The organism is Catenuloplanes indicus (assembly GCF_030813715.1).
Classification (GTDB): Bacteria; Actinomycetota; Actinomycetes; order Mycobacteriales; family Micromonosporaceae; genus Catenuloplanes; species Catenuloplanes indicus.
The window spans coordinates 7,386,116-7,397,735 of record NZ_JAUSUZ010000001.1; the positions used below are offsets into that span (position 1 = coordinate 7,386,116).

Annotated in this window: 8 protein-coding genes; 7 read left to right on the forward strand and 1 reads right to left on the reverse strand. The window is 71.4% G+C overall.

Annotated features, from left to right (window positions below; translation table 11 throughout):
• The first annotated feature begins 132 nt into the window (after positions 1 to 132).
• From J2S42_RS33290 to J2S42_RS33320, 7 genes are all read left to right on the forward strand, one after another.
• A complete protein-coding gene (locus J2S42_RS33290) occupies positions 133 to 771 on the forward strand; it encodes a response regulator transcription factor (protein WP_307245622.1) in 639 nt (212 codons plus the stop codon).
• 16 nt (positions 772 to 787) lie between these two features.
• Positions 788 to 1,600 carry a hypothetical protein gene (locus J2S42_RS33295; RefSeq protein WP_307245624.1) on the forward strand — a complete coding sequence of 271 codons (813 nt, stop codon included), beginning with the start codon at positions 788 to 790 and terminating at the stop codon, positions 1,598 to 1,600.
• Between the two features lie 40 nt (positions 1,601 to 1,640).
• Positions 1,641 to 4,388 (forward strand): right-handed parallel beta-helix repeat-containing protein, encoded by a 2,748-nt coding sequence (locus J2S42_RS33300; protein ID WP_307245626.1) that lies wholly within the window; start codon positions 1,641 to 1,643, stop codon positions 4,386 to 4,388.
• 8 nt (positions 4,389 to 4,396) lie between these two features.
• Positions 4,397 to 8,467: a type VII secretion protein EccCb gene (eccCb, locus tag J2S42_RS33305; RefSeq protein ID WP_307245628.1), complete on the forward strand. Its 4,071-nt coding sequence runs from the start codon at positions 4,397 to 4,399 to the stop codon at positions 8,465 to 8,467.
• 153 nt (positions 8,468 to 8,620) lie between these two features.
• A complete protein-coding gene (locus J2S42_RS33310) occupies positions 8,621 to 8,938 on the forward strand; it encodes a WXG100 family type VII secretion target (RefSeq protein ID WP_307245630.1) in 318 nt (105 codons plus the stop codon).
• Between the two features lie 38 nt (positions 8,939 to 8,976).
• Positions 8,977 to 9,288 carry a WXG100 family type VII secretion target gene (locus J2S42_RS33315; RefSeq protein WP_307245632.1) on the forward strand — a complete coding sequence of 104 codons (312 nt, stop codon included), beginning with the start codon at positions 8,977 to 8,979 and terminating at the stop codon, positions 9,286 to 9,288.
• A complete protein-coding gene (locus J2S42_RS33320; RefSeq protein ID WP_307245634.1) occupies positions 9,289 to 10,665 on the forward strand; it encodes an EsaB/YukD family protein in 1,377 nt (458 codons plus the stop codon).
• A 50-nt stretch (positions 10,666 to 10,715) separates the two neighbouring features.
• Here J2S42_RS33320 and J2S42_RS33325 read toward each other — a convergent pair whose 3' ends face one another.
• Entirely contained in the window at positions 10,716 to 11,378 is a 663-nt protein-coding gene (locus tag J2S42_RS33325; RefSeq protein ID WP_307245636.1) for a hypothetical protein, read from the reverse strand.
• Positions 11,379 to 11,620 lie beyond the last annotated feature (242 nt).

The following is an 11,620-nucleotide window of genomic DNA, read 5'->3' on the forward strand; positions in this document are numbered from 1 at the left end:
CGTTCGGCAAATTCCTCCTTCGTCTTGAACCGGACGCCGGGCGGCTCCGTAATCAGGGCGCCCGGGTCCCCGCCACCCGGGCGCACGCCCGGCACCGGCCGCCGGTGTGCGGGGACTGACCAGGAGGAACAGATGCTCACGATCGCGATCGTCGACGACCACCCGGTGAAACGGGCCGGTCTGGAGAAGTTCGTCGCCGAGACGTCCGGCCTCGAGGTCGCCACGTCCGTGCGCGCGGTCGAGGATCTCGCCGCCGACGTGTCGTTCGACGTGGCGATCCTGGACGTGCCGCTGCGGCCGGGCGGCCCGGCGCTGTCCGCGATCGAGAGTCTGGTCGGCCGCGCCCCCGTGGTGGTCAGCTCCACCTGGGAGCGGCCGCTGACGTTCGGCGCAGTGCTGCGGACCGGCGTGCGCGGCTTCACCGACAGCCGGGCGGACGGCCGGATCATCGTGTCCGCGCTGTTCACGGTGGGGGAGGGCGGCTTCTACGTGTGCCCGAGGCTCGCCGACCGGTTCCAGTCCGAGCTGGTCCGCAACGTCAACGAGGACCCGGCCGGCCTGGCGCCGCGCGAGGTGGAGACGCTGCGCTGGATCGCGCGCGGGCTCACCCACTCGCAGATCGCGGGCCGGATGGGGCTGACCGAGGCGACCGTGAACACGTACGCGAAGCGGATCCGGGCGAAGCTGAACGCCGGGAACAAGGCGGAGCTGACCCGGATGGCGATCGAGCTCGGTCACATGACCGACACCCGCCGTTTCCCGGCCGCGTAGGGCCCGGTCCGCACCCATGGAACAGCAGAAGGCGCCCGAGCCGATGCAGACGGCGACGCTGGCGAAGCAGGCCGGCGGGCGGCCACCGAAGCCGCCGTCGCCGCACGCGGAACGACTCGAGTTCGTGCGCGCGTTCATCGACCACGCGCGCGCCCAGCCCAGCCCGGACCGGCTCTACGCCCGGCCGCACACCGCCATGTTCGTCGCGTCCGGCTGCGCCATCTTCGCGCTGCTGTTCGGCCTGGTCTACAGCCTGTTCACGGACGGGCGCGGCGGCCGGGACGCGACCACGGCCAGCGCGACGCCGAGCCCTACCGGGCCGTCCACGTTCACGGCCGTGACCGGCTGGGACTGCCGGGGTGAGCCGGAACACGTCTTCGAGGCACGCGGCCGTACGCCGCAGTGGCAGATCCTGGCCGGCGGCGCCTGGTCCAAGGACGGCTGCCGCGGCAACTACGCCACCGTCCCGATCAGCGGCGACCAGGGATACGACGACCCGTCACAGGTCCTGGTCTGGGCGTTCACGCCCGGCCCGAGCGTGGACAAGTGCGACGTCGCGGTCTACACGCCCACAGTGGACAAGAACGCGGTGAAGCTCGCGCCGCGCGCCCGGTACTACATCACGGCCGGGCGGGATGGCGATGATCTGGGTACATTTGACCTGAATCAGGGTGCCAAGCCCGGCGAATGGCTGGAGGCCGGGTCGTTCCCGGTGGCGAACGGCAAGTTTACGATCCGCCTGGGGAACCGGGGAAAGTTGGAGGACGGCGGCGGCGATCGGCTGCTCGTCGCACAGCTGCGTGTCACGTGCGGAAAGGCCGACAGGTGACGCCCCGGTCAGGGACAACCAGGACGGAAGGGCCGCGCGCATGCGTACCGGGATAGCTGATGCCTCGTCATCGGCTCGCATCGAGCGGGTCGGCACCAAGGGCTGGGGCCGGCACCGGTCGATCGGTGAGGCGATCCGCGCCGCGCAGGAGGGCGGCATCGTCTCCGTCGCGGCCGGCCGCTACGGCGAATGCGTCGTGGTGGACCGGTCGGTGCGGATCGTCGCGGAGTCCGGCGGTGTGGAGATCGCACCGGCCGACGGTGCCGCGCTCGAGGTGCGGGCCGGCACCGCGCTGGTGCAGGGTGTGACGTTCGTCTCCGCGCAGCCGCACCGGCCCGCGGTCGTGGTCACCGGCGGGACGGCCACGCTGGACGGCTGCGAGGTGCGCGGTGGCCGCGCCGAGATCGCCGGTCAGGCGTCGGTCACGCTGGACGAGTGCACGCTCAGCGGCGCCGCCGGCGCCGGTGTCGACGTCGCCGACTCCGCGCGCGTGCGCCTGCACGGCGGCGCGGTACAGCAGGTGGACGGCAGCGGGCTGACGGTCCGCGGCGGCGCCCGGGTGACCGTCTCCGGCACCGCGATCCGGCACGTCACCGCGGCCGGGCTGCACCTGCGCGAGTCCGCGGTCGCGGAGGTGGAGCGCGCCGAGATCTCGCACGCCGCGGTCGCCGCGCTGCTGGTCGAGGACGAGGCCGGCGCGACCGTACGGGACAGCCAGTTCTTCGACAACGACGGTGACGTGCTGCGCGCCACCGGCAGCGCGCCGTTCACCGCGGACGGCTGGCCGGGTGCGCTGCCGGACCGCCCGCTGCTCGACCCGCCCGCGTTCGGCCCCGGCGAGCCGGGCGGCGTCCGGCTCGAACGCTGCACCATGGACCGCACCGGCGGCACCGCGATTCACCTCTCCGGCACCGCGCACGTGGGTGTGGCGGACACCCGGATCGACACCGTGACCGCGGCCGGCGTGGTGGCCACCGGCGACGCCAGACTGGTGATGACGGACAGCCACATCGTCCGGCCGCGCAGCACCGGCGTGGCGCTGCTCGGCCAGGCGCACGCGCGGATCGAGGGCTGCTCGGTCGCCGACTCCGGCGCGAACGGCCTGTTCCTCGCGGGTGACTCACGCGTGCTGTTGCGCCGGCTCGGCGTCAAGCAGACCAGGTACACGGCCGTGCATCTGGGCGGCACCGCGATCGTCACGCTGGCCGACTGCGAGATCAGCGACACCCCGGAGTGCGGCGTACGGGTCACCGGCCGGGCCATGGCCCGGATCGACGGCGGCCGGGTGGAACGCGCCCGGCAGTCCGGCGTGGCCGTGGAGGAGACCGGCGACGCACACCTGCGCGGCGTGACCGTCACCGAGGGCGAGGTCGGCGTGCGCGTCGACTCGCCGCACCGCGCGCTGGTGGAGAACTGCACGATCTCCGAGATCGCACAGACCGGCTTCGAGGCCGCCAAGGGCTCCGGCCCGATCCTGCGGAACACCACCATCGACGGGTGCGGCGGCGCCGGTGTGTTCGTGGACGCGGACGCCACACCGGTCGCGGACGGCCTGACCATCGACCGGATCGGCGGCACCGGCGTGGTCGTCTGGGGCGGCGCCGACCCGGTGATCCGCGCGTCGACCATCGCGAACTGCAAGAAGAACGGCCTCTACCTGGGCGCGGAGGCGCACGGCACGATCGAGGACCTGGACGTCACCGGCACCGGCTACCCGGCGCTGTACATCGGCGCGCAGGCGGACCCGGTGCTGCGCCGCGTGCACGTGCACGACGTGGACGAGGACCTCACGCTGGTGGACGGTGCGAACGCCACGTTCGAGCAGTGCACCGCGGACGCGGTCGGCACCTCCACGATGCCGGTCGAGGGTGCGAACCCGCTGGTCCGGCGTGCCGGTGCGGTGCCGGCCACGTCCGCGACGGCCGCCCGCAAGAACACCGCGACCGGTACGGCCGACCCGGACGCGGCCGAGACGCTGCCGGACCTGCTGGCCCAGCTGGACCGCCTGGTCGGCCTGGACAAGGTCAAGCACGACGTCGGCTCGCTGGTCAAACTCGTGCAGATGGTGCAGAAGCGCCGCGAGGCCGGGCTCAGCCCGCCGCCCATGTCCCGCCACCTGGTCTTCGCCGGCAACCCCGGCACCGGCAAGACCACGGTCGCCCGGCTGTACGGCCGCATCCTGCGCGCACTCGGCATGCTGGGCAGCGGCCACCTGGTCGAGGTGGACCGGTCCGCGCTGGTCGGCGAGTACGTCGGGCACACCGGGCCGAAGACGCAGGCCGCGTTCCGGCGGGCGCTGCACGGCGTGCTGTTCATCGACGAGGCGTACGCGCTGACGCCGGAGGGGCACGGCGCGGACTTCGGCCAGGAGGCGATCTCCACGCTGGTCAAGCTGATGGAGGACCACCGCGAGGAGGTGGTGGTCATCGTGGCCGGCTACCCGTACGAGATGGTCCGGTTCATCAGCACGAACCCGGGTCTGCAGTCCCGCTTCTCCCGCACGCTCACGTTCGACGACTACTCCACGGACGAGCTGGTCAGCATCGTCCAGTACCAGGCCGCCGACCACGAGTACCACCTCGGGCCGGCGACGATCGAGAAGCTGCGCCGCTACTTCGACTCGGTCGACCGCGGCGAGGGTTTCGGCAACGGCCGGTTCGCCCGGGGCGTGTTCCAGCACATGACGGAACAGCACGCCGCGCGCGTCGCGGAACTCGACTCACCCACCACCGAGCAGCTGACCGAGCTCGGGCCCGAAGACCTGCCCGACGTGCCCGAACCGCACTAGGAGAGCGCGTGTCCCGCATCTCGTTCCACCGCCCGGCACGGTTCCTGCCACCGCCGATCCCCCAGGACAAGGTGGTCCTGCCGTCGCCGCCGGAGCAGAAGCAGAGCAACGCGGGCTTCATCAGCCTGCTGCTGCCGCTGCTGTCCAGCCTCGGTATCGCGGCGTACATGGTGTCGTACGGCCGCCCGATGCTGATCGCCCTGGCGATCATCTTCGCGGTCGTGTCGTTCAGCGCCACCATCGCGTTCCGGGTGCAGAACAAGCACCTGGAACGTCGGACCGTGATGCGGCAGCGGGCGCGGTACCGCGCGCTGCTGATGGACGTGCGCACCAACGCCCGCCAGGTCGCGTCCACCCAGCGCATGCTGGGCGCGTGGGCGCACCCGGAGCCGGACCGGCTGCTGGCCATCGCGCACAGCGGCCGCCGGGTCTGGGAACGGCGGCAGGGTGACCCGGACTTCCTGCGGGTCCGGATCGGCATCGGCGACGCGGAACTCTCCACGCCGATCCAGATCGGCACCCGGCTGGACCCGCTGGCCGACTACGACTGGGAGTCGATGCGCGCGGCCCGCCGGCTGGTCGACTCGATGAGCAAGGTGGCGGCGCAGCCGATCGCGATCGACCTCGGCACCGCCGGCGTGATCAGCATCCTCGGCTCGCCGGACGCCACGGCCGCGATGACCCGGTCGATGCTGGCCCAGCTCGCGGTCATGCACGCGCCGGACGACGTGCTGATCGCGGTCGAGGCGCCGGACATCGAGGAGTGGGAGTGGGCGAAGTGGCTGCCGCACACGTTCGAGCCCGGTTCCCGGCGGCGGCCGCGCGCGGTGCCGCTGATCACCGGTGAGCACGGTGGCCTCGGCGACTTCCTGGAGCGGGAGGTGCGCCGGCGTAGCGAGTCGGCCAGCGCCCGGCGGCTGCAGGCGCAGTTCGACCGCGGCGCGGCCCCGCACCAGCAGCGGCTCGTGGTGCTGTTCACCGGCTTCGACCCGGTCTCCGAGTGGGGGCGCTCGGCGATGCTGCGCGCGCTGCTCGAGGCGGCCGGGCCGGCCATGGGCATCACGCTGATCTTCCTGGGCCGGCGGGAGACCGACGAGCCGGGCCGGGTGGACCTGCGCGTCACCGTGACGCCGTCCGGTGGGCTGTCACTGACCGGCCGGACCGGCACCGGCGCGGCCACCTCCGAGCTGTCCCAGGCCGACCAGGTCAGCCTGCCGATGGCGGAGCTGATCGCGCGGAAACTGACCCCGTTGACGCTCACCGACGAACACGAGCAGGTGCTCGCCCGTACCGTGTCGTTGATCGAGGCTCTGGTCGCCGGCCGCAGCCTGGACGTGGCGCTGGGTGGGCTGTGGGATCCGAACATGGGGCCGGACCGGCTGCTCAAGGTGCCGATCGGCACCGACGGTGACGGCCAGAGCGTGGTGCTGGACATCAAGGAGTCCGCTCAGGGCGGTTCCGGACCGCACGGCCTGATCGTCGGCGCGACCGGTTCCGGCAAGAGCGAGCTGCTGCGTACGCTGGTGGCCGGTCTCCTGGTCACCCACTCACCGGACCTGCTGAGCATGGTGGTGGTCGACTTCAAGGGTGGTGCCACGTTCGCGCCGGTGGCCGGCATGCCCCACGTGGCCGGCATGATCACCAACCTGGCCGACGACGCCGCGCTGGTCGAGCGGGTCCGGGTCGCGCTCTCCGGCGAGCAGCAGCGGCGTCAGCAACTGCTGCGCGCGGCCGGCAACGTCGACTCGATCAAGGAGTACCACCGCAAGCGGCAGGCCGGTGAGGCCGGCCTCGACGGGGCGCCGCTGGAGCCGATGCCGTACCTGCTGGTGATCATCGACGAGTTCGCCGAGCTGCTCACCGCGCACCCGGAGTTCACCGAGCTGTTCGTCCAGATCGGACGCGTCGGCCGAAGCCTCGGCATGCACCTGCTCTTCTCCACCCAGCGGCTGGAGGAGGGCCGGCTGCGCGGCCTGGACTCGCACCTGTCGTACCGGATCTGCCTGCGCACGTTCAGCGCGCAGGAGAGCCGCACCGTGATCGGCACGACCGACGCGTACCGGCTGCCGCCGATCCCCGGCTCCGCCTACCTCAAGGTCGACGAGACGATCTACCGCCGGTTCCGGGTCGCGCACGTCTCCGCGCCGTGGAGATCCCCGGAGGAGCGCGAGGCCGAGTCGATCTCGACCTCGATCCTGCCGTACGAGATGCGCGCGCTCACCACCGCCGACCTCTATGAGGAGGACGAGGAGGACGCGTTGCCGGTGGCGGCCGGGGACGGCCCGACCGAGCTGAGCGTCATCGTCGACCGGCTGTCCAGCCGCGGCACGCCGGTCCGGCAGGTGTGGCTGCCGCCGCTGCCGCGCGCGATCCCGCTGGACACGCTGCTCGGCCCGGTCGCGGTGCAGTCCGGCCGCGGCCTGTCCGCCACCATGTGGCCGATCGCCGGCGAGCTGCGCATCCCGCTCGGCGTCGTGGACCTCCCCGGCCAGCAGGCCCAGGAGCCGCTGCTGCTGGACTTCGGCGGCCCGCACGGCAACCTGGCGATCGTGGGCGCGCCCCGGTCCGGCCGGAGCACCATGCTGCGCACCCTGATGCTGGCCACGATCTTGACGCACACGCCGGCCGAGGCGCAGTTCTACTGCATCGACTACGGCGGTGAGACGCTGCACCCGTTCGCGACCGCACCGCACGTCGGCGACGTGGCCGGCCGGATGGACAAGGAGATGGTCGGCCGCATGCTGGCCGACACCCGCGCGCTGATCACCGGCCGGGAGAAGGTCTTCCGCGAGCTGGGCATCGACTCGGTGGCCGAGTTCCGCGCCCGGCGCGACTCCGGCCGGCTGCCGGAGGGCCTGCGCGCGGCGGACATCTTCCTGGTCGTCGACAACTGGGGTGCGCTGCGCACCGACATGGACCATCTGGAACCGGTCATGGTGGAGATCGCCTCGCGCGGTCTCGGCGTCGGCGTCCACCTGATCCTCACCACGAACCGGTGGATGGAGATCCGGCCGGCGCTGCGCGAGAGCATCGGTACCCGGGTGGAGCTGCGGCTCAACGACTACAACGAGTCGGACATCCACCGCCGGATGGCGCAGGCGATGCCGACGAACGTGCCCGGCCGGGCACTCTGCCCGCCCGGCGTCTACAGCCAGGTGGTGCTGCCCCGGGTCGACGGCCGGGACACCGACGAAGGGTTGCGCGACGCCCAGCAGGACATCCTCGCCAAGGTCGGCCCGTCCTGGTACGGCAAGCCCGCACCCGGCGTGCGCATGCTGCCGCGGCGGGTGGTGCGGGACGAGCTGGTGTCCGCGGACGCCACCCCGACGGCGGTCCCGATCGGCATCGGCGAGCCGGACATCTCCACGATCAGCCTGGACCTGGTCGCCGGCGACCCGCACTTCATCGTGTTCGGCGACACCGCGTCCGGCAAGAGCATGTTCCTGCGTACCTGGTTGCGCAACCTGATCGACCGGCAGACCGGCTGGGAGGCGCGCGTCGTCCTGATCGACTACCGGCGCTCGCTGCTCGGCATCGTCCCGGAGGGGCACCTCGGCGCCTACGCCGCGGACTCGCAGACCACCAAGACGTACGCGCAGCAGATCGCCGGGAAGCTGCGCGAGCGGATGCCCCCGTCCTCCATCACGCCGGAGGAGCTCAAGGCGCGCACCTGGTGGGAGGGGCCGGAGATCTACGTGGTGATCGACGACTACGACCTGGTCGGCGGCAGCATGCAGTCGCCGCTGGCGCCGCTGATGGAGTTCATCCCGCACGCCCGCGACATCGGCTTCCACATCGTGCTGACTCGCCGGGTGGCCGGTGCCGGCCGAGGCGCGGTCGGTGACGCGTTCTTCTCCCGCGTGCGCGAGCTGGGCGGCGGCGGCCTGCTCCTCTCCGGTGACCCACGGGAAGGGCAGCTGCTCGGCACCGAGAAGGCCGCGGTGCGGCCGGCGGGCCGGGGCGCGCTGATCTCTCGCGGCAAGCCGACCCGCCTGATCCAGATCGCGATGGACGAGGCGCCGGCCGACGACGAGCCGGACGCCGCGGCCGGTTCACCGTTCTCGGCGTCCTCCCGATGAGGGCCGGCGGGGGACACCCGAATCGGTCACTGTCGGCGTCCTGGGCCGGCCTGACATGCTGCCCCCACCGGTACGACCCGGGCGCCGTCCGGCTCTCGTCCACAGGTTTCCCGCCGGGTTCCCGACTCCCGGCATCGCACCGAGGAGGACAACGTGGCGTTTGAGGTAACCCCGGAATACGTGGCCGACGCGGCCGCGAACTGCACCACCAGCGCGACCGAGATCGAGGCACAGCTGCAGGTCACCAAGAACTACGTGATCAGCCTCCGAGACGAGTACCAGGGTGTCGCGGCGATGAACTTCGACGCGCTGATGGCCGACTTCGACGCGTTCGGCGTGATGCTGCACAACGCACTGATCAACATCGGTGACGGCCTGCGCGGCAACTTCAACAACTACACCAGCGTCGAGGAGTTCGCGACCACGAACCTGGTCGAGGTCAACGGCGAGATCCCCGGCGTCTACTTCTAGGTCTTTTCCCTCATCGGTACGTTACGAAGGAGCCATCCATGGCCGACGTGTACGGCACCCACCTCAAGGTCCCGGACAGCCTCGGGGACGCCGGTCCGTTCATCAACGGCATCTCCGAGGAGATCGTCAACAACCTCATGATGCTGGAGAGCAAGCTGCTGCCGCTGGCCGAGAGCTGGACCGGTGACACGTACGTCTACTTCGAGGACCAGCGCAAGGCGTGGAACGTGGCCGCGGACGGTCTGTTCGGTCCCGAGGGCATCATGGGCATGATCGCCCACGCGCTGAACGTCAACTACAACAACTACACCGAGGCCGAACTCACCAACACGGCCACCTGGAAGCACTAGATGGCCGATCAGCGCAGCCTCGTGACGGTCGTCGGCACGCGAAAGCGGGTCGACGTGGCGCTGCCCGCCGCCGCGCCGGTCGGCGAGTACGCGGGCCGGCTCGCCGACCTGTGCGGCCAGGACAGTCACGACGTCTTCCCGCCGGCCTGGTCGCTGATCCCGGCCGGCGGGGCGCCGCTGGCGCTGGAGGACACGCTCGCGGACGCGGGCGTCGCCGACGGCGCCGTGCTCTACCTGATCGACGTCGCCGGTGACCCGGGCGGCGAGCCCGCGATCGAGGACATCGAGGAACTCGTCGCGGACCAGACGGAGGACTACCGGTCCAAGGAGAGCCCGCGCGGCCTCGTGGTGATCGGGCTGTCGCTGGCCTGGCTGGCCGCGGCCGGCGTGGTCCTGCTGAGCCTGCACGGTGGGCTGGCGGCCGCGATCGGCATGACGCTCGCCGCGATGGTGCTGCTCGGCACGTCGTGGGGCCTGCAGCAGCGGCGCTCGGCCGTACCCCCGTCGCTCACGCTCGGCATGTCGCTGATCTCGGCCGTGTGCATGGCCACGGCCGGCGGGCTGCTCTTCGCGGAGTTGAGCGCCGACCTCTGGTGGGTCGGCGTGATCGCCGGTGCCAACCTCGGCATGATCATGGCCCTGGCCACCACGCCCGAGATCATCCTGTTCGCGGTCGAGCTGCAGATGCTGGTCGCGGGCCTGCTCGTGCCGCTGTTCCTGCCGCTTCGGGTCAACGCGGCGGAGGCGGCCGCGGCCGTGGTGGTCGCCGCGATCGCGCTGCTCGGCGGATCGAAGTGGATCTCGGCGAGCATCACCGCGTGGGCGTCGAAGCCGCCCAAGGCGAGTGCGCCGATGGCGCAGGCCGTAACCGTGATGCTGATCCGGGCGCGCGGCGTGCTGACGTTCGTGATCGCCGGCCCGGTGCTGGCACTGATCATCGCGCAGCCGGTGCTCGCGCTCTCCGGCAACTGGTGGGCGATCGCGCTGTCCGCGGTCGCCGGTGCCGCGCTGCTGGTCCGCACGAAGCAGGCCGGCTTCCGCAGCGAGGCGGTCGCGTTCGGCGTGGCCGGCCTGACCGGCGTCTTCTCCGCGGTCGGCGCGATCGCGGAGCGCTTCTTCGGCACCGGCGGGACCGCGGTGGCGCTGGTGATCGGCGGGTTCGTGGTACTCGGCATCGGCGTGCTGATCACGCTGGTCGAGTTGCCGATCACGGAGTCGACCACGGACGTGTCGCTGGCCGGTGCGGCCGCGGCCGGTCGACGGTCGGTGGCCGAGGTGGTCGGCCTGCTCTGCAACCTGGCGGTCGCGCCGCTGGCGATGGGCGTCTACGGCGTCTACGCGGAGCTGATGGAGATCGGTGCCGGCATCATCGGCTGATCGACGGCGAACGGCGGGGCGGGAGGCGAGTGCCTTCCGCCCCGCTCGTCTCAGGAGTCCGTGATGTTGCCGGTGGTGTTGTCCATGGTGACCTCGGTGATGGTCGGCGGGTCCGGGAACTGGCTGGTGAAGTCGATCTGGGCGTACGCCTGCGCGGCACCGTCCACGGCCAGCGTGAACTGGCTGACCAGCGTGATGATGTCGGCACAGGACGCGATCAGCCGGTTCTGGTACGTCGCCAGCTGCTCGACCATCTCCCGGCTCGCCCCGGCGTAGTTGTTGCTCTGCGTACCCGAGTTCCAGTACATGCCCGTACTGAAGTCGAAGGACTCGTTGTCCTCCATGTTGCTGAACGGGTCATTGTCCTCGCCGATGTAGTCCTTGGACTGGACCGAGAACACCCACAGGTTGTTCTTCACGTAGTCCTTGTGGGTGTTGTAGGCGGTGACCGCGGTGTTCAGGTCGGAGATGGCGAGCTTGACGTTGTCCACTACGTTGCCGGTGTTGATGGTGAACGGCTGCACGTAGGGGATCACGTCGGCCAGCGGTTCCTGGTCTTCCTTGGGGGCGCCCGGCTTCTCGACGGTGATCTCGGGCCCGGACTGCCAACGGAGTTCGGGGTCGTCCGTCCAGGTCGTGCTGACGGTGAGCGTGGGCGGCGCGACATTGGCTGCCGGCGCGTCCAGGCTGCCGACCTCGGGAAGATCCGGCACGGGTGGCTCCTTCACTTCTTCGTCGTCGTCACTGAGATCGATCGGCGACTGGGGGTGCGGGCCCGAACGGCGATCCGGTACGTCGGCCACGGCGGTGATCCCCGGCTCGGTGGCCGTCGGTTCGCGTCCCGGCAGTTGTCCGCAGCCTCACTGTGGAGCGGTTTCCCCGGGCCGGGCAACGTCCCTTTTCCGGGTACCCGGCCGTGGGTAAACGTGGGCCTGTCACGGGCCGACGCGCGCCC